The 21436-nt window shown below is 74.3% G+C and carries 20 protein-coding genes and 2 riboswitches; of the genes, 8 read left to right on the top strand and 12 right to left on the bottom strand.

What is annotated here, in order from left to right; all coding sequences use genetic code 11:
• Positions 1-75: 75 nt before the first annotated feature.
• Positions 76-300, top strand: a complete 225-nt coding sequence (locus B5M43_RS02020; protein ID WP_134745342.1) for a hypothetical protein — start codon at positions 76-78, stop codon at positions 298-300.
• Between the two features lie 67 nt (positions 301-367).
• Here the strand turns inward: B5M43_RS02020 and B5M43_RS02015 are convergent, their stop codons facing one another.
• Positions 368-2254: a penicillin-binding transpeptidase domain-containing protein gene (locus B5M43_RS02015; protein ID WP_134745343.1), complete on the bottom strand. Its 1887-nt coding sequence runs from the start codon at positions 2252-2254 to the stop codon at positions 368-370.
• An 80-nt stretch (positions 2255-2334) separates the two neighbouring features.
• On the bottom strand, positions 2335-2697 hold the full coding sequence (locus B5M43_RS02010; protein WP_134745344.1) for a nuclear transport factor 2 family protein: 363 nt from the start codon (positions 2695-2697) through the stop codon (positions 2335-2337).
• Between the two features lie 157 nt (positions 2698-2854).
• On the opposite strand from B5M43_RS02010, the gene B5M43_RS02005 reads away from it, so the two are divergent.
• Positions 2855-3853: a magnesium and cobalt transport protein CorA gene (locus tag B5M43_RS02005; RefSeq protein WP_055989787.1), complete on the top strand. Its 999-nt coding sequence runs from the start codon at positions 2855-2857 to the stop codon at positions 3851-3853.
• A gap of 25 nt (positions 3854-3878) precedes the next feature.
• Here B5M43_RS02005 and B5M43_RS02000 read toward each other — a convergent pair whose 3' ends face one another.
• The 3 genes from B5M43_RS02000 to B5M43_RS01990 form a co-directional block, all read right to left on the bottom strand.
• Positions 3879-4580 carry an SGNH/GDSL hydrolase family protein gene (locus tag B5M43_RS02000; protein ID WP_055989784.1) on the bottom strand — a complete coding sequence of 234 codons (702 nt, stop codon included), beginning with the start codon at positions 4578-4580 and terminating at the stop codon, positions 3879-3881.
• Between the two features lie 63 nt (positions 4581-4643).
• On the bottom strand, positions 4644-5060 hold the full coding sequence (locus B5M43_RS01995) for a CBS domain-containing protein (RefSeq protein WP_055989781.1): 417 nt from the start codon (positions 5058-5060) through the stop codon (positions 4644-4646).
• Between the two features lie 114 nt (positions 5061-5174).
• Positions 5175-6131: an MFS transporter gene (locus B5M43_RS01990; protein WP_205829460.1), complete on the bottom strand. Its 957-nt coding sequence runs from the start codon at positions 6129-6131 to the stop codon at positions 5175-5177.
• Between the two features lie 127 nt (positions 6132-6258).
• Between B5M43_RS01990 and B5M43_RS01985 the strand changes: the two genes are divergently transcribed.
• Positions 6259-7032, top strand: coding sequence for a DeoR/GlpR family DNA-binding transcription regulator (locus B5M43_RS01985; protein WP_167626751.1), 774 nt, complete (start codon positions 6259-6261; stop codon positions 7030-7032).
• 43 nt (positions 7033-7075) lie between these two features.
• The gene (locus B5M43_RS01980; RefSeq protein ID WP_156377123.1) at positions 7076-7240 is read left to right on the top strand and encodes a hypothetical protein; all 165 of its coding nucleotides are present in this window, start codon (positions 7076-7078) and stop codon (positions 7238-7240) included.
• A 37-nt stretch (positions 7241-7277) separates the two neighbouring features.
• Here the strand turns inward: B5M43_RS01980 and B5M43_RS01975 are convergent, their stop codons facing one another.
• The gene (locus B5M43_RS01975; RefSeq protein WP_134745346.1) at positions 7278-8765 is read right to left on the bottom strand and encodes a DHA2 family efflux MFS transporter permease subunit; all 1488 of its coding nucleotides are present in this window, start codon (positions 8763-8765) and stop codon (positions 7278-7280) included.
• Between the two features lie 237 nt (positions 8766-9002).
• On the opposite strand from B5M43_RS01975, the gene B5M43_RS01970 reads away from it, so the two are divergent.
• Positions 9003-11015, top strand: a complete 2013-nt coding sequence (locus B5M43_RS01970; RefSeq protein ID WP_374198147.1) for an ABC transporter ATP-binding protein — start codon at positions 9003-9005, stop codon at positions 11013-11015.
• A 1-nt stretch (position 11016) separates the two neighbouring features.
• On the opposite strand, the gene B5M43_RS01965 is transcribed toward B5M43_RS01970, so the two are convergent.
• The 6 genes from B5M43_RS01965 to B5M43_RS01940 all read right to left on the bottom strand — a co-directional run bounded on the left by B5M43_RS01965 (position 11017) and on the right by B5M43_RS01940 (position 17983).
• On the bottom strand, positions 11017-11907 hold the full coding sequence (locus B5M43_RS01965) for a glycosyltransferase family 2 protein (protein WP_230667528.1): 891 nt from the start codon (positions 11905-11907) through the stop codon (positions 11017-11019).
• A gap of 155 nt (positions 11908-12062) precedes the next feature.
• Entirely contained in the window at positions 12063-13208 is a 1146-nt protein-coding gene (locus B5M43_RS01960) for a cysteine desulfurase family protein (RefSeq protein ID WP_055989772.1), read from the bottom strand.
• A 1-nt stretch (position 13209) separates the two neighbouring features.
• Positions 13210-14082, bottom strand: coding sequence for a carboxylating nicotinate-nucleotide diphosphorylase (nadC, locus tag B5M43_RS01955; RefSeq protein WP_134745347.1), 873 nt, complete (start codon positions 14080-14082; stop codon positions 13210-13212).
• Positions 14076-15662, bottom strand: a complete 1587-nt coding sequence (gene nadB, locus B5M43_RS01950; protein WP_134745348.1) for an L-aspartate oxidase — start codon at positions 15660-15662, stop codon at positions 14076-14078. The genes nadC and nadB overlap by 7 nt, the downstream gene beginning before the upstream one ends.
• A gap of 1 nt (position 15663) precedes the next feature.
• Positions 15664-17007 carry a quinolinate synthase NadA gene (gene nadA, locus B5M43_RS01945; RefSeq protein ID WP_134745349.1) on the bottom strand — a complete coding sequence of 448 codons (1344 nt, stop codon included), beginning with the start codon at positions 17005-17007 and terminating at the stop codon, positions 15664-15666.
• A gap of 343 nt (positions 17008-17350) precedes the next feature.
• Complete coding sequence (locus B5M43_RS01940) at positions 17351-17983, bottom strand: NUDIX domain-containing protein (protein WP_055990594.1); 633 nt, start codon at positions 17981-17983, stop codon at positions 17351-17353.
• Between the two features lie 132 nt (positions 17984-18115).
• Positions 18116-18212: riboswitch (TPP riboswitch) on the top strand.
• Between B5M43_RS01940 and thiM the strand changes: the two genes are divergently transcribed.
• The 3 genes from thiM to thiD all read left to right on the top strand — a co-directional run bounded on the left by thiM (position 18204) and on the right by thiD (position 21219).
• Positions 18204-19037 carry a hydroxyethylthiazole kinase gene (gene thiM / locus B5M43_RS01935; protein WP_134745350.1) on the top strand — a complete coding sequence of 278 codons (834 nt, stop codon included), beginning with the start codon at positions 18204-18206 and terminating at the stop codon, positions 19035-19037. (Overlaps the previous riboswitch by 9 nt.)
• Positions 19034-19708, top strand: coding sequence for a thiamine phosphate synthase (thiE, locus tag B5M43_RS01930; protein ID WP_082543015.1), 675 nt, complete (start codon positions 19034-19036; stop codon positions 19706-19708). Before thiM ends, thiE begins: the two co-directional genes overlap by 4 nt.
• Positions 19708-21219: a bifunctional hydroxymethylpyrimidine kinase/phosphomethylpyrimidine kinase gene (gene thiD / locus B5M43_RS01925; protein ID WP_134745351.1), complete on the top strand. Its 1512-nt coding sequence runs from the start codon at positions 19708-19710 to the stop codon at positions 21217-21219. The genes thiE and thiD overlap by 1 nt, the downstream gene beginning before the upstream one ends.
• A 49-nt stretch (positions 21220-21268) precedes the next feature.
• Positions 21269-21384: riboswitch (glycine riboswitch) on the top strand.
• The last annotated feature ends 52 nt before the right edge of the window (positions 21385-21436 follow it).

The raw sequence follows: 21436 nt of genomic DNA, 5'->3' as shown, positions 1-21436 counted from the left end.
GTCGCCGCGGTAGCGTCGGGTCGTCCGGCGCGCAACCCCTCGCATCGCCGCCCGCATCGTGCGTACGGTCGCGGCATGGCACTCGACACGATGCTCGCGGCAGATATCGAACAGCAGCTCAAGCCGATGGATGAGCGGGAGCGTGCGCAGTTCGCTCTCGACCTCCTCGAGGTCGTCCACCGGTACGCGACCTCCGGTGCGGTCGGGGAGGAGAAGGTGTCCGGGGAGGAGGGGCTCGAGTCGGTCGTCGAGGCCGCGCGACGCCACCTCGAGGCGGTCACGCGGGCCTCGGCCGACTGAGTCCGCCCGCGGACGGGCGCCGGCCCGCGGGGACCCGCGCCCGTCCGGCGGACTCAGCTCCGCGCGCTCACCAGCGCTCGAACAGCGACTGCAGGAGCGGCCCGGCGGTCTCGGCTCCCGAGGCGCCGGTCTCGACGAAGACCGCCACGGCGAGGTCGCCGTGCGTGCCGACCATCCAGGTGTGGGTGGGGTGGGAGCCGGCGTCGTCCGGCTCCCCGTACTCGGCGGTGCCGGTCTTCGCGCCCACAGGCTCGCCGGGGACCGCCTGGAGGAACGGCGCGGATCCCTCGGTCACGACCGCGCGCATGAGCTCCTGCAGCGTGGCGGCCTCGTCGGCGGTGAGCGGCACGGAGGGCGTCGCCTCGCCCACGCGGTCGGCGATCAGGTGCGGCACGACCGTGCGGCCCGCCTGGATGGACGCCGCGACGGTGGCCATCGCGAGCGGCGACGCGAGCACGCGGCCCTGCCCGATCAGGTCCGCGGCCCACTCGGTCTCGCCCGCGGGCTCCGGCACCTGACCGAGGAACGCCGGGTATCCGAGGTCGATCACGCCGCCCAGGCCCAGGCTCTCGGCGGCCGTCGCCAGCGCATCCGCGTCGATGCGGTCGCGCGCCGCGATGAGCGCCGTGTTGCAGGAGTTCGCGATCGCGGTCCGGAACGACACGTCCCCGATCGCGCCGGGCGGGTAGTCGTCGTAGTTCTGGAAGGTGTACCCGTCGACCGTCACGGACTCGGGACAGCTCAGGACGTCGTCGGGGGCGACGCCCGCGCGCAGCAGCGCGAGCGCGGTCACGAGCTTGAACGTCGAGCCGGGCGCGTACTGCCCGGCGGTGGCCGCGTTGACGCCGCCGTTGCCCTGCCCGTTCGCCGCGGCGAGGATCTCCCCGGTGGAGGGGCGGATCGCGACGATGGCGCTGTCGGGGGAGTCGGCGCCGCCGAGGCCGGACAGGATGCGCTCCGCGTCGGTCTGGAGCGCCTGGTCGAGCGTGAGCGCGAGGGGCTCGGCGGGCTCGCCCTCGAAGGTGGCGATGCTGCGCCGGGCCTCATCCGGGTCGACCGCGTCGATATGGATCGTGGGCGTTCCGCGGAGCGTCGCGTCGTGCGCCGCGAGGAGGCCGGCCAGTCCGACCTGGTCGCCGGGGCGCACCGCGCCGTCGGAGGCCTCGACGACCTCGGCCGTCGCCTCCCCGACGTAGCCGAGCAGCTCGCGGGCGAAGGTCCGCGTCGGGGCGAGCGGGATCTCATCCGGGACCCGCAGCGCACCGGGGATGCCGGCGAAGTCCGGGCTCACGTGAGCCTGCTCCTCGCCCTCGCGCACCACGAGCGCCTCGACGAAGGCCTCGGGCCCCGCGCCCTCCGCCGCCGCACGGAAGGCGACCGGGTCGATGCCGACCGCGGCCGCGATCCGCTCCGCCGAGGCGCCCACCTCCTCGGCGGGGGTGTTGGCCTTGTCGAGGCCGTACCGGCCCACGGGGCGCATCGTGACGATGGGCTCGCCGGCGGCGTCCACCACATCGGCGCGGGGGCCGTGCTCGCGGAGGATCTCGATCCGCTCGTCCGCCGTGAGCTCGGGGACGAAGGTCGACGGCGTCCAGTCGACGAGCCATTCCTGCTCGCGTTCGACGAGCCGGGCGGTCGTGTCGTAGGTCCACTCGCGGCCCTCGATGGTCCACGTCCAGTGCAGGGGGACGGCGGCCTCTGATCCGTCGCGTTCCAGCTCGTCCGCGACGACCTCGACGTCGTAGTCGGAGAGCGGCTCGACCTGCTGGGCGAAGTCGGCCGCGGCGTCCGGCTCGGCGAGCTCGACGCCGTCGAGGGTGTGCGCCGACAGGGCGGCCGCCAGGTCCGCGGCGGCGGCGCGCGCGGCGTCCCCGCCGGCGTCCGTGCACGCCGCGAGAGGCAACAGGAGCGGGAGGAGCATCACGGCGGCGGCGCGGCGGGGCGAGAGGGGCATGGGCGTCCTTCCGAGCGAGCCGTGGGTGCTCCGCCATACTGCCATGACGGAGGATGGCAGCGGCCCGGGGCCCGGGCACCTCAGCCGTTGTCGGCGCGCTTGCGCGGTGTCATGAACCACTCCACGAACCGCTGCGCGCGGCCGTCGGCAGCGAAGTAGACCTCCCAGAGGTTGGTGTAGTGCTGGTGGCCGGGATAGTCCACATGTCCCTTGATGATGCCCAGCCGCTCGTCCTCGATCAGGACCTCGAACGCGTACTCGGGCTCGACCGGCTCGTCGCCGGCCCACATCTCGACGATCGCGTCGATGCCGCGCACCGGCTCGGCGTCGTTCGGGCGGAACCAGTACTCGGCGTCGTCCGTGAAGATCGCCCGGACATCCGACTCGTCCTTCGACTTCCAGGCCCGGAGGTAGCCGTCCAGCCATTCCTGTGCGCGTGACATGCGTCGATCTCCTTCGATCCGTGCGGGGCCGGCGCGCCGCTCCTCGATGATCCCACCGCGGGCCCGGACGGGACAGGGGAGCTGCCGTGCTGCGCACGTCGGCCCTGGCCGGCGCGCGCCTCCGGGGCGCGGCGGGCGGCGCGGGGACAATGGGCGAGTGCCCATCATCGACAACGCCGTGTACGTCGCCGGACGTCGCATCGAGAACCCCGCCAGCCTCGAGGACACCTTCGAGCACATGCGGGACCGGAACGGCATGGCGTGGATCGGCCTCTTCCGGCCGACGACGGAGGAGATCCAGAAGGTCGCGCAGGAGTTCTCGCTGCACCCGCTCGCGGTCGAGGACGCGCTGTCGGGGCACCAGCGCGCGAAGCTCGAGAGGTACGGCGACACGCTGTTCGCGGTGCTGCTGCCGGCGCGGTACGTCGAGTCGCGGGAGACCGTCGAGCTCGGCGAGCTGCACGTGTTCGTGGGCCCGGACTTCGTGGTCACCATCCGGCATGCCGAGTCGCCGGACCTCGCCCGCGTGCGCAAGCGCATGGAGGCCGTCCCCGACCTGCTCGCGCTGGGCCCGGAGGCCGTGCTGTACGCGATCCTCGACGAGGTGGTCGACGAGTACGAGCCGGTCGCGGGCGGCCTGCAGAACGACATCGACGAGATCGAGGACCTGCTCTTCAGCGACGACGGCGCCGAGCTGTCCCGCCGGATCTACGAGCTCTCGCGCGAGGTGATCGGCTTCCAGCGAGCGGTCGATCCGCTCAGCACCATGCTGGAGTCGCTCCTGCGCGGCGCCGACCGGTACGGCGTCGACATCGAGCTGCAGCGGTCGCTGCGCGACGTGCTGGACCACACCATCCGGATCGCGCACCGGCTCGCGTCGTACCGGGCGATCCTGGACAACGCGCTGACGGTGAACTCGACGCTCGTCACGCGCCGGCAGACCGAGACCGCGCTCGCGCAGAACGAGCAGGTGAAGCGGATCTCGGGATGGGCGGCCATCCTGTTCGGCCCGAGCATCGTGGCGGGCGTCTACGGCATGAACTTCCGGCACATGCCCGAACTGGAATGGGTGTGGGGCTACCCCATGGCTCTCGCGCTCATGACCGTGACCGCCGTGGGGCTGTACACGGTGTTCAAGTGGCGCAAGTGGATGTGACGGCGCGCGGGGCCGTGCTCGCGCCTCAGAGCGCGCCGGCCACGACGAGGGCGTCGCGGAGACGCTCGGCGTAGGCGCGGTGCCCCTCCGCGGTGAGATGGACGCGGTCGGGGCCCACAGGCAGGTCCCAGTCGAGGGTCGACACGTACGCCAGGCCGCGGGCCTCCGCCGCGTCGGCCAGGACGCCGTCCACGGCGGCCTCTCCCTCGCGCCCCGGCACGTCCACGGGGCCGACGACCACCACGCGATCCACAGCCCGGGCGGCGTCGAGCACGGCCGAGGCCGCCCGCTCGAGCGTGGCCGGCTGGGCGTAGACGTCGTTGAGCCCGCCCTGGATCACCAGGGTCCGATCCACCTCGGCGACCGCGCGGTCGATGCGGTCGCGGAACGAGTTCGGGCCGCACCCGCCGGTGTTCACGTAGCCCGTGAACGCGATCGCGTCCAGCTCGACCGTCAGACCGGGCTCGAGCGCGGGCAGCGCGTCGGTCCAGCGGCGGCCGCGATCGCGCAGCGAGTCCCCGGCCGAGTAGGAGTCGCCCAGCACGGTGAGCTCGCGGTCGCCCGCTCCCAGGCGCTCGATCTCGCCGAAGCGCTGCTGGTATGCGCGGATGTCGTCGCAGCCCGGGGGAGCGTCCTCCGCGCGCGTCAGCGACACGGCAGCCACCGCGCCGCCCGCGGCGAGAGCGCTCGCCGCGAGGACGGCGGCGAGGATCCGGCGATGACGCATCCGCTCAGTCTGGCGCGCCGATCCTGCCCGGACCCTGGACGCCGCCGCCCGCACCCCGCGCGGTCACTCCTCGGAGATCTGCTCGACGGTCTCGCCCGTCTCGGTCGCCTCGAGATTGCGTGCCACATCGGCCTGGCTGATGATGCCGACCAGCTGGTGGTCCTCGATCACCGGCAGGCGGCGCACCTGGTGCTGCTCCATGAGCGTGAGCGCGTCGCGGACGTCGGCGCCCGCATCCACCCAGACCGGCGTTCCCTCGCCGAGCGAGCCCGCCGTGTCCGTGCGGGGGTCCCCGCCCTTCGCGAGGCACTTCACGACGATGTCGCGGTCGGTGAGCATGCCCTTCAGCCTGCCGTCCTCGCCGCAGATCGGCAGCGCACCCACGTCGAGGTCCGCCAGCAGCATCGCCGCGTCCACGAGCGTGTCGTTCTCGCCGATGCAGCGGGGGTCGGGGGTCATGATGTCGCGTGCGGTGGTCATGGCGTTCGTCCTCTCTCGTGCGGTGGTCCCGAATGATCCGGGCGTGCAGTCGACGCTAGGAGGGGCCGGCAGGATGCGCCTCCGCCTTGACAGCGGCGCGGCGGGGGCGTAACCCTACGGCGCGGGCGGCGCCTCGTCCCCGCCGCCCAGGTGCCGGCCGAGCAGCAGGACCGCGACGCCCGCGAGCATCAGCACCAGCATCGCGGCGCGCAGCCCGGCCCCGTCGGCGATCGCGCCCACGAGGGGGCTCGTGCCGAGGAAGCCCAGCCGCATGAGCCAGCTCACGATCATCACGCCCGTGCCCTCCGCGAGTCCGGGGACACGCGAGGCCGCCGTGAGCGCGCTGGGGACGAGCGTCGCGCAGCCGAGGCCGACGGCCGCCAGGCCCGCGAAGAACAGCCCGGACTGACCGCTGACGATCCCCAGGCCGCCCGCGGCGACGAGGGCGCCGCCCGAGCGCGCGACCGCCGCCCTTCCGAATCGGTGGATGAGCGCATCCCCCGTGAACCTGCCGATGCACTGGCTCCCGATCACGACCGTGAAGGCGATGCCTGCCGCGCCCGCCTCCACGCCGCCGAGCTCGACCGCCGACAGCGCCGCCCAGTTGTTCGCGACGTCCTCGAGCATCGTGCCCGCGACCGCGATGACGACCAGCGGCAGCACGGCGCGCAGCACGGGAGCCCATCGTCGCAGGCGGCGGTCGGCGTGCGGCGGGGCCTCGCCGCTCGGCGCGTCCATCGGGCCGACCAGCCATGCGCCGACGCCGACCGCGACCACGCCGACGACCCCGGCCGGCACGAGGTGCACCCACATGTCGACGCCCGAGGCGGCGGCCGCGGTCGCGACCGCCCCGCCGGCGACGCCGCCCAGGCTCCACAGCGCGTGCATCGAGGAGAGGACCGGTCGGCCGGCACGCGTCTGGGCCCGGAGGCCCACGACGTTCTGCGCGACGTCGACCACGGCGTCCGCGAAGCCCGCCGCGAACAGGCAGAGGGCCAGGAGCGCTCCCGTCGGCGCCCAGGCGGCCGCGGCCACGGCAGCGGCCAGCACCGACGTCAGGGCGACGCACACCGGCAGCGGGCCGAAGCGGCGGATCAGCGGGGCCGGCGAACAGCAGGCCGGCGCCCGCGACCTGCCGGCGGGAGGAGGGCATTCGAGAGGAGATCACGCTCGGCACGTTATGGTCCAGAATGATCAGGTGCAGCGATCGGAACGCCTGAAAGTGATCATCCGAGCGGTCGAGGGCGGCGTCCGCCGCCTGGACGACCTGGCCGAGCTCACGGGGGTCTCCGAGATCAGCCTGCGCCGGGACCTGCGCGAGCTGGAGGAGTACGGTGCGATCCGCCGCATCCGGGGCGGCGCGGAGCCGGCGCCGCGGCGGGGCTCGCCCTATCCGTTCGACGTGCGCGCGGGCTCGGATCGGGCCGCCAAGCAGGCCCTCGCGGAGGCGGCGGCGCAGCTCGTCCCGGAGCGCGCGACGGTCGCGATCGACAACGGCACGACCGCGCTGGCCGTGGCCGACCGGCTCGCCGGGCGCGACCTGACCGCGATGGCGCTCTCCCTGCACGCGGCAGCCGCGCTCGCGCGCCATGCCGGCGTCGAGGTGATCGTGCCGGGCGGACCGGTCGCGCAGGACGATCTGTCGTTCCACGGTCCGGGCGCCGCGGAGGCGGTCCGGGCCATGCGATTCGACGTCGCCGTGCTCGGGGCTTGCGCAGCCGATCCGGAGGCGGGGCTGACGGTCGCCGGATGGGGCGACGCGCAGGTCAAGCGGGCGCTCCTCGAGACGGCGCGCCGCGTCGTGCTCGTCGCGACCGCCGACAAGTTCACCCGCAGGGCGGCGCACCGTTTCGGGGCGCTCGCCGACCTGGACACGGTCGTGACCACGCAGGACGCGCCCGCGGACGTGGTGCATCTCCTGCGCGACCGCGGCGTCGAGGTGGTCACAGTGCCCGTGCCCGAGAGCCCCTGAGCCGCGGCCCACGCCGCTGCGCGGCGGGCGTACGATGGCGGGCGTGAGTTCGCCCGAAGACGACGCCGTCGCCCCCGCCGCCGCGCCTCAGGCGCGAGCCGAGGCCGGGGCGGCGGAGCTCCTGTCCCTCGCCGCCCTGCCGCTCGTGCCGCTGGGCGAGGACGCCGCCGGCCTGTGCGTCGACGGCGTCTGCCGCCTGCCGGACTGACCGCCGCGGCTCAGCGGTCCGGGCCCAGCCGTCCGGCTCAGTGGCCGGCCGCGAGCTCGCCGGGCTGGTCCGCGGGCTTGCGCACGAAGAACGCCGCGCCCACCGCGATGATCGCCACGATCGCCGAGAACAGGAACGCCGCGCGCGCCCCCGCCGCCCCAGCGGCGAGCTCGGCCACGCCCGCCGCCTCGCGCGAGGCCGCCACCGACGCCATGGTCGTGATGAGCACCGCGACGCCCGCCGCGCCCGCGACCTGCTGAAGCGTGTTCAGCACCGCGGAGCCGTGCGAGTACAGCCGCGGCTGCAGCGAGCCCAGCGAGGCCGAGAACAGCGGCGTGAAGGACATGGCCATGCCGATCGACATCGTGATCTGCGCGATCACGAGGGCCACCACGGACGTCGACTCGGTCAGCGTCGCGTAGAACACCATCACGCCGGCGACCAGGATCGTGCCCGGGATCAGCAGGATGCGCGCGCCCCGCGCGTCGTAGATGCGGCCGATGACCGGTCCGAGCAGACCCATCATGACGGCGCCGGGAAGCACGACGAGGCCCGCCTCCGTGGCGGTCAGGCCCGCGACGTCCTGCATGTACAGCGGCAGGGCCGTGAACGTGCCGAACATCGCGAGCGACAGGATGCCCATCACGACGATCGCCATCGTGAAGTTGCGCGACAGGAACACCCGCAGGTCGAGGAGCGCGTCGTCGACGCGCTGCAGCCGCAGCTGGCGCCAGATGAACAGCGCGAGCACGACGACCGAGGCCGCGATGATCCCGCCCGCCGTCCCGGCGGGCAGCGTCGAGGCGCCGCCGTGCGAGCCGCCGCCCATCTGGCTCAGCCCGAACACGATGCCGCCGAACGCGATGGCCGAGAGCACGACCGAGAGCACGTCGAGCGGCGCCTTGGAGGTCTCGCCGAGGTTGGTGAGGAGCTTCGCGCCGATCGCCAGCGCGACGACCGCGATGGGCAGCACGACGCCGAAGATCCAGCGCCAGCTCGCCACGTCGAGCAGGACGCCCGCGAGGGTGGGGCCGATCGCGGGGGCCAGCGAGATCACGATGCCGACGCGGCCCATGATGCGGCCGCGCGCGTGCGCCGGCACGACGCGCATGACGGTCGTCATGAGCAGCGGCATGGCGATCGCGGTGCCGGCCGCCTGCACGATCCGGCCGATCAGCAGCATCGAGAACCCGGGCGCGACCATGCAGATCAGCGTGCCCGCCGTGAACAGCGACATCGCGAGCAGGAACGCCTGCCGGGTGGTCAGCCGCTGGAGCAGGAAGCCCGTGGTCGGGATGACCACGGCCATGGTGAGCATGAACGCGCTCGTCAGCCACTGGCCCAGCTCGGGCGGGACGCCGAGATCGACGTTCAGGTGCGGGATCGCGATGCTCATCGTGGTCTCGTTGAGGATCGCGACGAACGCCGCGATCAGCAGCAGCCAGATGACCCGCATGCCCTTCGGGTCCACCTCGGGCTGGCGGGGGATCGATCCGGTGCTCGGGGCGGTCTCGGTGGCGGTCATCGTGCTCCTCGGCGGAAAGGACGGATCATCCCCGCGTGTCGGCGGCCGGGGCGGCGAGCGAAGGCTCGGACGGGCGGCCGCGAGGGGGTGAACCACGCGAGGGCCGCCGGACTCTCAAGCGTAACCGCGGGGTCGGACATCCCATTCCCGCCTGGCGAGAGAATTCTCCGGGGCGTCACCAGAGCGTCCCAGACCGGCCGGTGCGTCGGCGGCCGTCATTAGGCTGACCGCATGAGCATGGCGATGCGCGGAGGCGGCGGGCATCGCCCGGGCGGCTTCGGGCGCATGGACGAGGACGCCCTGCGCCGGCAGAACGCCGAGGCGCCGCGCGTGCCGGATCTGCGCCGCCGCGTGTTCGCCCTCTTCCGGCCCTACCGGGCGCGCATCGCGGTCACGATGGGCCTGGTCGTGCTGGGCGCGGCCATCGGCGCGATCCCTCCGCTGGTCATCCAGCGCATCTTCGACGACGCGCTCTTCCCGACCGACGGCGGCCCGGTCCAGCTGCCGCTGCTCGTGCGGCTGGTGCTGCTCATGGTCGGGCTGTACGTCGCCGGCGCCCTGGTGGGCGTCGCGCAGACGTGGTTCACGTCGAACGTCGGCAACCGCGTCACGGGCGACCTCCGGGTCCGGATGTTCGAGCACCTGCAGGGGATGGAGCTGGGCTTCTTCACCCGCACGAAGACCGGCGTCATCCAGTCGCGCCTGCAGAACGACGTGGGCGGCGTCTCGGGCGTCCTGACCAACACGGTCGCGAGCATCCTGGGCAACACGGTCACGGTCGTCGCGTCGCTCGTGGCGATGATCCTGATCGACTGGCGGCTCACGCTGATCGCGGTGGTGCTGATGCCGATCCTGGTGCTCGTGCAGCGGCGCGTCGGGCAGATCCGCGCCAGGATCGCGGCGCAGACGCAGCAGTCGCTGTCGGAGCTGACCGCGATCACGCAGGAGACGCTGAGCGTCTCGGGCATCCTGCTGTCGAAGTCGTTCAACCGGCAGCGCACCGAGTCGGCGCGGTACGCGGAGGAGAACGCCAACCAGATCCGCCTGCAGGTGCGCCAGGCGATGAGCGGGCAGGGCTTCTTCGCCGTGGTGCACGTGCTGATGGCGAGCGTCCCGGCGGTGATCTACCTGGTGGGCGGGTTCCTGCTGGCCGGCGACGCGGGGCTCGTGACGGCAGGGACGATCGTGGCCTTCACGACCGTGCAGGCGCGGCTGCTGCAGCCGCTGATCGGGCTGATGCGCGTCGCGCTCGACGTCCAGACCTCCGCGGCGCTGTTCGCCCGCATCTTCGAGTACCTCGATCTGCGGCCCGCGATCACCGACGCGCCCGACGCCATCCCGGTGACGGAGGCGCCCGGGCCGATCGGGCGGATCGAGTTCCGCGACGTCACGTTCCGCTACCCGGATGCGGCCCCCGACTCGCGCCCCACGCTCGACGGCGTCTCGTTCACGGTCGAGCCGGGCCAGCAGGTCGCTTTCGTCGGCCCGAGCGGCGCGGGCAAGACCACCGTGCTGTACCTGACCCCGCGGCTGTACGAGGCGTCGTCGGGGCAGGTGCTCTTCGCGGGAGAGGACGTGCGGCGCCTGCGGCACGAGTCGATCATCGACCACGTGGGCATCGTGTCGCAGGAGACCTATCTGTTCCACGCCACGATCCGCGAGAACCTCGCCTACGCGCGCCCGGACGCGACCGACGCCGAGATCGAGGAGGCGTGCCGCAAGGCGAACATCCACCACATCATCGCGGGCTTCGAGCACGGCTACGACACCGTGGTGGGCGAGCGCGGCTACCGGCTCTCGGGCGGCGAGAAGCAGCGCATCGCGATCGCGCGCGTGCTGCTCAAGGACCCGCCGGTGCTGCTGCTCGACGAGGCGACGAGCGCGCTCGACACCGTGTCCGAGCGCATCGTGCAGGAGGCCCTCGAGACGGCGGCCGCGGGCCGGACGACCCTCTCGATCGCGCACCGCCTGTCGACCGTGATCGACGCCGATGTGATCCACGTGGTCGAGGCGGGGCGGATCGTCGAGTCCGGCACGCACGCCGAGCTGGTGGCGCGCGGCGGTCTGTACGCCGAGCTCGCCGAGGAGCAGCTCGCGGCGAACCGCGTGCTCGAGGCCGAGGCCGAGTCCGAGGAGGGTCGCGACCCGGCGCTGCGCGGGCGCCGCGCCGACCGTCCGCCCGCCGACGAGCGCGCGCCGGCCGCGCCCGTCACGCTGCTCGAGTCGCCCGCGCCCCTTCCCGAGGCCTAGGTCACCCCGGGAGGGACTCCGACAGCTCGGCCGCGAAGTCGCGGATGAGCGCGCGGGAGGCGTCGTCCTGGGACATGGCCGTGAGGCGGGGGACGTCCATCCGCAGGATCTGGCCGATGCGGGCCCGAACCGCCGCCTCGGGGCCCTCGCGGCGCAGCACGTCGACGCCGTCGCGCAGGGCGTCGAGCGCCGCGGCCAGCACGTCGGGGTCCGCCTCGTGCTGGGTGATGGACGTGCCCTCGGCGCGCACGCGCCAGTGCACCACCGGCTCCGGGATGGTGTCGATCGCGCGTGCGCGCGCGTACATGGCCTGCGTGACAGCCTGATCCTCGTACAGCCCCTGCGGGAACCGCAGGCCCTCCCACAGCTCGGCGCGGCTGGCTTTGGACCAGGCGACGATGTTGCCCGTCACCTCGGGGTGCTCGGCCAGCGTCACGCCCGTGCGCGCCGGGGACGTGGACGCCACGACCCACGGCTGGACGGGGGAGGGCGCGTACCCGCCGCCCGGCTGCGGGCGCAGGCGCGCATAGGCGCCGACGGCGACGTCGCTGCCCGAGCGCTCGAGGGACCCGACGAGAAGCTCCAGGGCGCGCGGGAGCATGACGTCGTCGGCGTCGAGGAACCCGACGTAGGGCGTGTCGACCAGCTCGAGGCCCGTGTTGCGGGCCGCCCCGAGACCGCGCCGGGACGGATGCGGCGCGAGCCGGAACCGCTCGTCGCGCCCCGCGAACCGCGCGAAGACGGCGCCCGTCTCATCCGTCGAGCCGTCGTCGATCAGGACGGCGCACCACGCGTCCAGGGTCTGCCCCTGCAGCGACGCGAGCGCCTCGGCGGCGTAGAGGGCGACGTCCCACCCGGGCACGATGACGGTGATCAGCGGGTCGGAGGTCACGTCGCGATCCTACGGCCGCGCGGCGCGCGCGGGGCGGGCGGGGAGCCGAGCTGCGGACGGGCGCGGCGACGCCAGGAGAGGAGATCTGCACGGCTCAGGAGGAATCCCGGCCGGAAGCTCCGGGATCCGGTAGATCTCCTCGGTCCAGGGCCGGATCAGGATCCGCGCACGGCGGCGACGGACGCGGCGATCGCCTCGGCGACCGGGCCGAGCGGCGCCCGGTGCGAATGCGCGAGGGTGATCCGCACGGCGGTCTGCGCGACCTCGGGATCCACGCCCATAGCGAGCAGCACGTGCGAGGGGTCCGAGCTGCCCGCCGCGCACGCCGAGCCGCTCGACGACACGACGCCGCGGCGCTCGAGCTCGAGCAGGACGGCCTCGCCGCTCGTGCCCGCGAACGTGAAGCTCGCGGTGCCGGGAAGACGGCGGACCGGATGGCCGGTGAGTCGCGCGGACGGCACGAGGTCGAGCACGCGGGCCACCAGCTCGTCGCGCAGGGCCGCGACGCGGGCGGCGTCCGCCGTGCGCTCGGCCTCGGCGAGCTCGAGCGCCGTGGCCAGCGCGACGGCCCCCGCGACCGACTCCGTGCCGCTGCGGCGGCCGCGTTCCTGCCCGCCGCCGTGCAGCAGCGGCTCGAGCGGGATCCGGCCCCGGACGGCCAGCAGGCCGGTGCCCTTGGGGGCGCCCAGCTTGTGACCGGCGATCGTGAGCGCGTCCACCGGCAGCCCGGCCAGGGGCAGCCACCCGGCCGCCTGCACCGCGTCGGTGTGGAAGACCGTCCCGGGCGCGGCGGCGCGCAGCGCCGGGAGGTCCTGGACCGTGCCGACCTCGTTGTTCGCGAGCGCGACCGTCACGAGCGCCGTGTCGTCTCGGACGGCCCCGGCCAGCGCGTCCGGATCCACCAGGCCGTCGCCGTCCACGGGCACGTGCGCGACCTGGAAGCCGTGCACGCGGCGCAGGTGCTCGGCGGAGGCCAGGATCGACTCGTGCTCGATCGGGGACGTGACGATGTGGCGGGCCCCGCGGTCGAGCATCGCGGCGATCGCGACGCCCTTCACCGCGAGGTTGTTGGCCTCCGTCCCGCCCGACGTGAAGACGATGTCGCCGCGGCGCATGCCGAGCACGCGGGCGACGCGCGCGCGGGCGTCGTCGAGGGCGGCTGCGCCACGCTCGCCGACCGTGTGGTGGCTGGACGGGTTCCCGAATTCGTCCGTGAGGTACGGCGCCATGGCCTCGAGCACCTCGCGCCGCACGGGCGTGGTGGCCGCGTGGTCCAGGTACAGGGCGTCGAGGTGCGGCATGTCAGTCGCCGATCGCGACGTCGAGGCCCAGGTCCAGGGCCGGCGCGGAGTGGGTGAGCGCGCCGACCGAGATCACGTCGACGCCCGTCTCGGCGATCGCGCGCACGGTGTCCAGCGTCACGCCGCCCGAGGCCTCGACGACCGCGCGGCCCGCGATCAGGTCGACGCCGCGCCTCAGGTCGTCGAGCGCGAAGTTGTCCAGCATGACCGTGTGCGCGCCCGCCGCGAGCACGGGCTCGATCTGCTCCAGGCGGTCGACCTCGACCTCGACGTGCGTCGTGTGGGGGAGCCGTGCGATGCCCGCGCGCAGCGCGTCCGTGAGGGCGGCGGCGTAGTCGGCGCCCTTCGCACCCGCCGCGAGCACGGCGAGGTGGTTGTCCTTCGCCATCACGGCGTCCGACAGCGAGTGGCGGTGGTTGAAGCCGCCGCCCGAGCGCACGGCGTGCCGCTCGAACGCCCGCAGCCCCGGGGTGGTCTTGCGGGTGTCGACGATGCGCGCGCCGGTGTTCGCCACGGCCGCGACGTACTGCGCGGTCAGGGTCGCGATGCCCGACATCCGCTGCGCGAAGTTCAACCCCACGCGCTCGGCGGTCAGGACGGCGCGCGCCGGGCCCTTCACGATCGCGAGCACCGCGCCCGCGTCGAACGTCTCGCCGTCCCGCGCGCTCACGTCGACCCGGATGGCCGGGTCCGTGAGGCGGAAGGCGGCCGCGAAGACCGCTCCGCCGCTGAACACGCCGGCCTCCCGGGCGACGAGCTCGGCCCGAGCGGTCGCCTCGGCGGGAAGGAACGCCTGCGCGGTGAGGTCGCCCCAGGGTGCGTCCTCCTCGAGCGCCGCGCCGACGACGCGGTCGATGGTCTGCGGGGTCAGCATGCGGCTCCTGCCGGCGTGAGGTCGTAGGCGGGATCGGCGGCTCGGGACTCGACCGGGGGATGCGCCCCGCCCGAGAGCCGCGGCTCGTCGGATCGGAAGTGGGCGCCGACGGATCGGGTCCGCGCGCTCGCCGCGGCGATGGTCGCCGCGGCCACGAGAAGCATGCCGGCGTCCTCATGCTCGGCGACCGTGCGCGGGGTCGTGGCGTCGCGGCGCCACGCCGCCACGACCGCGCCCGCGCGCGCCACCCCCGCCGCGTCGCGGACCAGACCGACGTGCTCCCACATCAGCGCGCGCAGGGCGGCGCGCGTGAACGGCGGCGCATCGGCGGCCGCGGCGACCGGTTCGGCGGCGGCCGCCGTCGGCTCGGGGCCCGGCCAGCCGGACCGCCGCCGGCCGCGCTCGTCGATCGCGATCGCGGCGCGCGCCCCGAACACGGCGCCCTCCAGCAGCGAATTGGACGCGAGGCGGTTCGCGCCGTGGACGCCGGTGCGCGCGGTCTCGCCGACCGCGTAGAGCCCCCGGAGCGTCGTGCGACCCTCCAGGTCCGTGCGCACGCCGCCCATGAGATAGTGCGCCGCGGGCGTCACCGGAATGGGTTCGGACGCCCAGTCGAGGCCGCGCGCCCGCACGGCCGCATCGATCGAGGGGAAGCGGGTGCGCAGCAGGTCGGCGCCGAGCGCCGTGGCGTCCAGGCGCACGGGACGGCCGCCCTGCGCCGCCATCCGGTTTGCGATCGCGCGGGCGACGACGTCGCGCGGCGCGAGCTCGCCGTCCGGATGCGCATCGAACGCGAAGCGCCGCCCGTCGTCGTCGATCAGCACCGCGCCCTCGCCGCGCACGGCCTCCGAGATCAGGAACGGATCGCCGGGGGCCGGCCCGTCGGCGATCAGCACGGTCGGGTGGAACTGCACGAACTCCAGGTCGGCCACGGCGGCGCCCGCGCGCAGGGCCGCGGCGATGCCGTCCCCCGTGGCGACGGCCGGGTTGGTGGTGCGGGCGTACAGCATGCCCGCGCCTCCCGTGGCCAGCACCACGGCGTCGGCGGACAGCACCGCGTCGCGGCCGTCGATGCGGACGCGCGCGCCCGTCACGGCGCCCGTGCGCCCGATCACGAGGTCGAGCAGGAACGCGTGCTCGACGATGCGGATGCCCATCCGGCGCGCGGTGCGCAGCAGCGCCGTCTCGATCGCGAGGCCCGTGGCGTCGCCGCCGGCGTGCAGGATGCGCGGGAACGAGTGGGCGGCCTCCAGGCCGTGCTGCAGGCGACCGGAGGCGTCGCGGTCGAACTCGACGCCGCAGCGGGCGAGCTCGCCGATCCGCTCCGGGCCCTCCTCGACGAGCACGCGCACGGCGTCCTCGTCGCACAGGCCCGCGCCCGCCGCGAGCGTGTCGGCGACGTGGTCCTCGAGGCGGTCCTCGGGCATCACGACGCCCGCGATGCCGCCCTGGGCGTGCCGCGTGGAGCCCTGATCCGCGGAGCCCTTGGTGACGAGCGTGACGTCGACGCCCCGATGCGCGGCGTGGACCGCGCAGAACAGGCCGGCGATCCCGCTGCCGACGATCAGCGCGCGCGTCATGTCAGGCCGTCCGGGCGGGCGTCGCGGACGCGGGCTTCGCGGCGAGCATCCGCTCCAGCGCGACCCGCGCGGGCGCCGCGACCTCGTCCGCCACCGTGATCCGGTTCACGACGCGGCCGGCCACGAGCTCCTCGAGCGTCCACGCGAGATAGCCCGGGTGGATCCGGTACATCGTGGAGCAGGGGCACACCACGGGGTCGAGGCAGAAGATCGTGTGCTGCGGGTGCTGCGCCGCGAGGCGCTGGACCAGGTTGATCTCGGTGCCGATCGCGAACGTCGTGGGCGCGGTCGCGCTCTCGATCGCGCGCCGGATGACGTCGGTCGAGCCGGCCTCGTCGGCCGCGTCGACGACGGGCATCGGACACTCGGGGTGCACGATGACGCGCACGCCGGGGTGCTCGGCGCGCGCCCTGTCGATCTGGTCGACCGTGAACCGCCGGTGCACCGAGCAGAAGCCGTGCCACAGGATCACGCGCGCATCGCGCAGGTCCTGCTCGGACGAGCCGCCGAGCGGGCGATGGGGGTTCCACATCGGCATCCGCTCGAGCGGGACGCCCATGGCCTTCGCGGTGTTGCGTCCCAGGTGCTGGTCGGGGAAGAACAGCACGCGGCGCCCGCGCGCGAACGCCCACTCCAGCACGGTGCGCGCGTTGGACGATGTGCAGACGATGCCGCCGTGGCGGCCCACGAAGCCCTTGATCGCCGCCGAGGAGTTCATGTAGGTGACCGGGATCACCGGCAGGAAGCCGTCGGCGTCGGGCTCGTCGAGCGGGCCGTAGACGTCCTCCAGCTGCTCCCAGCACTCCTCGACCTGGTCGATGTCGGCCATGTCCGCCATCGAGCAGCCCGCCGCCAGGTTCGGCAGGATGACCGCCTGCCCCGGGCCCGACAGCAGGTCGGCGGTCTCGGCCATGAAGTGCACGCCGCAGAACACGATCGCCTCGGCCTCGGGGTGGGCCTTGGCGGCGTTCGCGAGCTGGAACGAGTCGCCCACGTAGTCGGCGTGCCGCACGACCTCGTCGCGCTGGTAGAAGTGGCCGAGCACCACGACGCGGTCGCCGAGGGTCTCCTTCGCGGCGCGGATCCGGGCGTGCAGCTCGTCCTCGGACGCCTCGCGATACTCGGCGGGCAGCTCGCCCTGGCGCGGCGACCCGGTGGGGATCACGTCGCCCATCGAGGCGCCGGGACCGTAGCCGGGGACAGTGTCGAACGTCCAGGGCGTGGCCGCGAGGTCCGTCGAGCACGTGCTGCCCGTGGCCGTGCCGGCCACGATCGCCTGGATGCCGTGGTCGACGGACGCATCGACGGCGCGGCGCGGTGCGAGGGTCAGGGGAGAGGCGGCCATGTGAGCCCTCGCCTTCTGGTCGGAACGACACTTACTGTCGCGCCCAGATTAGGTCACATTGACCAGAACCGCAATTTCGATCACTTTCCGCTCACGCCCCGGCGTGGAGCCGCGGTTTCGACTCGCTTCGCTCGCACGGCGGTCGATGGCCAACCCGTGGTCGTTGAGCGGAGGCGCGCCAGCGCCGAAGTCGAAACGTGGCCGGATCGTCCCGGCCGGCTGGGGAGGTTCGGCGTCGTTTCGACTCCTCGCTGGCGCTCGTCGCTCAACGACCGGGGGTGAGGGTCGGCAGCAACTCCCTGCATCTACGGTCGTGCGAGCAAAGCGAGCGTGCGAGGCGCTTCTAGAAAGACTCAGCTTCCGCGTTGTAGCGGTAGAGGCGGGCGGGGCGGTGCTTGCCGGTGCGGAAGGACTCGGTGGGCACGAGCGCCTCGGAGCCCTCGAGCAGGCGGCGGAAGTTGGAGGGGTCGAGCCGGCGGCCGAGCACGGACTCGTACACCTCGCGCAGCTCTGTGAGCGTGAACTCGTCGGGCAGCAGGCCCGCGGCGATGCGGCTGTAGCCCACCTTGTTCCGCAGGCGCCACAGCGCGTACTCGGCGATCCGGTTGTGGTCGAACGCGAGCGCCGGCAGGTGGTCGACGTCGAACCACTCGACGTTCTCGGGCGCGCCGACGACCGAGCGCTGCGCGTCCACGAGGTCGGAGCGCAGCAGCGCCCAGTACACGACCGAGACGACGCGCGTCGGCGACCGGTCGACGTCGCCGAACGTGTACAGCTGCTCCAGGTAGCTGGGCGTGAGCGCCGTGGTCTCCTCGAGCGTGCGCGAGGCGGCCTCGCCGAGGCCCTCGTCCACGTCCAGCCAGCCGCCGGGCAGGGCCCACATGCCCTCGAAGGGGTCGCGCGTGCGCCGCACGAGCGGGATCATCAGCCGGTCCGAGTCCGGGTCGGGGCGCAGCGAGAAGATCACGGTCGACACGGCCACCCGGATCTCGTCGCCCGAGGCGGTCGCGCCCCGCTCCTGATCCTGCGCATCCGACGTCCTGCTCACCCCTCGAGCCTATGCGGTCGAGGTCGCCCGCCCGGGAGGCGCAACCCGGATAGGATCGCTCGCAGTGGCACGGGGTGTCCCCACCGGGGGACTGAGATCACACCCGTATCGACCTGATCTCGTTAGTACGAGCGGAGGGATGTCGCTGATGAGTGACGTGTATCTGTCGTCCGGTCCGGATGCGGGAGCCGTGCTGGCACGGCTGCGCGAGGACGCACCGCTGGTGCAGTGCATCACCAACTCCGTGGTGGTGAACTTCACCGCCAACGCGCTGCTGGCCGCGGGGGCGTCGCCGGTCATGGCGGACGTCCCGGGCGAGGCGCGCGAGTGCGCGCGCGTCGCGTCGGCGCTGCTGGTGAACCTGGGCACGCCGCGCGCCGAGCAGCGCGAGGCCATGCGCGAGGCGGTCGCGGCCGCCGGAGCCGCGGGCACGCCGTGGGTGCTCGACCCCGTCGGCGTGGGCGCGCTGTCCCTGCGCACGGACTTCGCGCGCGAGCTGCTCGCCGACGGCCCGGCGGTCATCCGCGGGAACGCGTCCGAGATCCTCGCGCTCGCCGGCGCGGGCGGACGCGGCCGCGGCGTCGACGCCGCCGACGACGTCGAGCAGACGGCGGGAATCGCGCGCGAGCTGGCGCGGAGCACCGGCGCGGTCGTCGCCGTGTCCGGACCCGTGGACCTGATCGCGGACGGCGGCCGGGTCGTCCGGGTCCACGGCGGCGATCCGCTCCTCACCCGGGTCACGGGCGCCGGATGCGCGCTCGGCGCGATCGTGGGCGCGGCCGTCGCGGCCGCCGGCGGCGACGCCTTCGCGGGGGCGGTCGCCGCGCACGTGCTCTACGCGGAGGCCGCGGAGCGCGCGGCCGCCGTCGCGCCGGCCCCGGGCGGCTTCGCGGTCGCGCTGCTGGATGCGCTGGCCACGGTCGAGCCCGCCGCCCTCGCGGCCCGCGAGCCGCTCCTCGCCGGAGCCGGAGCCGGAGCGTGAGCCGCGCGCTCGACCTGTGCACGTACGTCGTCGCCGACGTCGCCACGATCCTCTCCCGAGCCGGGCGCGATCTGGCGGCCGTCGCGGACGTCGTGCGCCGGGCGGTCGACGGCGGCGCGACGATCGTGCAGGTGCGCGGCAAGGAGCTCGGGGGAGCGGAGCTGCTCGACGTCGTCGAGCGCTCCGCCGAGGCGGTGGCCGGGCGGGCCGCGCTCGTGGTGGACGACCGGGTGGATGTCGTGCTCGCCGCGCGGGCGGCTGGCGCCCGGGTCGACGGCGTGCACGTGGGCCAGAGCGATCTGCCCGTCGACCGCGTGCGCGCGCTGCTCGGCGAGGGCGCGATCGTGGGCCTGAGCGCGAGCCGCCCGCATGAGCTCGCGGCGCTGCGCGCGCTCCCCGCCGGCACGGCCGACTACCTCGGCGTCGGTGCGATCCGCGCGACGCCGACCAAGCCCGACCACCCCGAGCCGCTGGGCTGGCGCGGGTTCGCCGAGTTCGCGGCGGTCGCGGGCCTGCCCTGTGTGGCGATCGGCGGCGTCGGGCACGGCGACGCCGCTGAGGCGCGGCGCGCCGGGGCGGCCGGGCTGGCCGTCGTGCGCGCCGTGTGCGCCGCCGAGGACCCCGCCCACGCCGCGCGGTCGCTGCGGAACGAGTGGGCGGAGGTCGCCTGATGCGCGGGCGCGAGGCGTCGACCCGCATCCCGAACGTGCTCTCGATCGCGGGCTCCGATCCCTCGGGCGGGGCGGGCGTGCAGGCGGATCTGAAGTCCATCCTGGCGAGCGGAGGCTACGGCATGGCCGCTCTCACCGCCCTGACGGCGCAGAGCACGCGCGCCGTCAGCGGCGTGCACGTCCCGCCGCCGGGGTTCGTGCGCGACCAGCTCGACGCGGTGGCGTCCGACATCCGGATCGACGCGGTCAAGACGGGGATGATCGGCGGCGCCGCGGTGATCGCCGAGGTGGTCGGGTGGCTCGACGCGCTCGCCGAGCGGCCCGCCGTGGTCGTCGACCCCGTCATGATCGCCACGAGCGGCGACCGCCTGATCTACGACGACGCGGAGCACGCGCTCCACGACCTCATCGCCCGGGCCGACGTCGTGACGCCGAACCTTCCCGAGCTGGCCGTGCTGGTCGGCGAGGACGTGGCGGGGGACTGGCCCGCCGCGCTGCGCCAGGCCCGCGCGCTGGCGGAGCGACACGGCGTTCTGATCCTCGCCAAGGGCGGGCACCTGCCGGGACCCGCCTGCCCCGACGCGCTCGTGTCCGCCGACGGCGTGCTCGCGGAGTTCGCCGGCCGGCGCATCGAGACGCGCAGCACGCACGGCACGGGCTGCTCGCTGTCGTCCGCGCTCGCGACGCTGTTCGCCCGCCACGGCGACTGGGTCGTGGCGACCGGGCTGGCGCGCGAGTGGCTGCGCGGAGCGATCGCCGCCGCCGAGGCGCTGGACGTCGGCGGCGGGAACGGGCCGCTGCAGCACGCGCACGCGCTCTGGCGCGGCGACGGCGTCCCGCGAGCGGCCACCGAGCGGTGGTGGTGCGATGCGGCGCCCGTCCGCGCGGCCATCGACGCCGGCTCGTTCGTGCGCGGCATGACCGACGGATCGCTCGACCGCGAGGTCTTCGAGCACTACCTCGCGCAGGACGCGCTGTACCTGCGCGCGTACTCGGCCGTGCTCGCGCGCGCCGCGATGCTGGCCGGCGACGAGGACGAGCGCGCGTTCTGGGCGGCTTCCTCGGCCACGTGCATCGAGGTCGAGCTCGAGCTGCACCGCTCGCGGGTGGGGGAGCCCGCCGTCGCCCCGTCCGCCGAGACCGCGGCGTACCTCGCGCACCTCGACGCGGCCGCCGCGGCCGGCGACTACGGGGTGCTCGTCGCCGCCGTGCTGCCGTGCTTCTGGATCTACGAGGACGTCGGGCGGCGGCTCGCGACGGCGGCCCATCCGGATCATCCGTATGCCGACTGGCTCGGGACCTACGGCGACCCCGCGTTCGCCGAGGCGACGCGCCGGGCGATCCGGATCGCCGACCGCGCGGCCACGCGCGCCGACCCCGACGCGCTGGGGCGGATGCGCGAGGCGTTCCTCGCGTCGTGCGCGCACGAGCGGGCGTTCTTCGAGCAGCGCCCCGCGCGCCACGCGGACGCCGGGGCGCCTCGTCCGGACGGGGCGCACGCGGTAGTCTGAGCCCGACACCGCGCGCTTCCCACGGCGCGGCACAACTGAAGACGGCCCCATGACCCGCGCGGGAGAGTCGCCGGGCGCCGGGATCCTCGGATCCGGGCGCGACCGCGACACCGAAGGAGCAAGCCTCCCCGCCAATCTCTCAGGTGCACGTACCGCGTGGATCGGGCCACTCTGAAAAGCGGAGCCCACGCTCCCGCCGACGGTGAAAGACGGGATG

Source organism: Microbacterium sp. MEC084 (assembly GCF_004514465.2).
In the GTDB taxonomy this organism is placed as follows: domain Bacteria; phylum Actinomycetota; class Actinomycetes; order Actinomycetales; family Microbacteriaceae; genus Microbacterium.
Note: the sequence above shows the minus strand (reverse complement) of the source record. Positions and strands in the feature narration are given on the sequence as shown.

Excerpts from the sequence above, each read along its gene's own strand:
- B5M43_RS02020 (WP_134745342.1), top strand. The coding sequence starts at position 76 with ATGGCACTCGACACGATGCTCGCGGCAGATATCGAACAGCAGCTCAAG.
- B5M43_RS01960 (WP_055989772.1), bottom strand. The coding sequence starts at position 13,208 with ATGCCGCACCTCGACGCCCTGTACCTGGACCACGCGGCCACCACGCCC.
- B5M43_RS01970 (WP_374198147.1), top strand. The coding sequence starts at position 9,003 with ATGGCGATGCGCGGAGGCGGCGGGCATCGCCCGGGCGGCTTCGGGCGC.
- B5M43_RS02000 (WP_055989784.1), bottom strand. The coding sequence starts at position 4,580 with ATGCGTCATCGCCGGATCCTCGCCGCCGTCCTCGCGGCGAGCGCTCTC.
- nadC (WP_134745347.1), bottom strand. The coding sequence starts at position 14,082 with ATGCTGACCCCGCAGACCATCGACCGCGTCGTCGGCGCGGCGCTCGAG.
- thiM (WP_134745350.1), top strand. The coding sequence starts at position 18,204 with ATGAGTGACGTGTATCTGTCGTCCGGTCCGGATGCGGGAGCCGTGCTG.
- B5M43_RS02010 (WP_134745344.1), bottom strand. The coding sequence starts at position 2,697 with ATGTCACGCGCACAGGAATGGCTGGACGGCTACCTCCGGGCCTGGAAG.
- B5M43_RS02015 (WP_134745343.1), bottom strand. The coding sequence starts at position 2,254 with ATGCCCCTCTCGCCCCGCCGCGCCGCCGCCGTGATGCTCCTCCCGCTC.
- nadA (WP_134745349.1), bottom strand. The coding sequence starts at position 17,007 with ATGGCCGCCTCTCCCCTGACCCTCGCACCGCGCCGCGCCGTCGATGCG.
- B5M43_RS01995 (WP_055989781.1), bottom strand. The coding sequence starts at position 5,060 with ATGACCACCGCACGCGACATCATGACCCCCGACCCCCGCTGCATCGGC.
- nadB (WP_134745348.1), bottom strand. The coding sequence starts at position 15,662 with ATGACGCGCGCGCTGATCGTCGGCAGCGGGATCGCCGGCCTGTTCTGC.
- B5M43_RS01975 (WP_134745346.1), bottom strand. The coding sequence starts at position 8,765 with ATGACCGCCACCGAGACCGCCCCGAGCACCGGATCGATCCCCCGCCAG.
- thiD (WP_134745351.1), top strand. The coding sequence starts at position 19,708 with ATGCGCGGGCGCGAGGCGTCGACCCGCATCCCGAACGTGCTCTCGATC.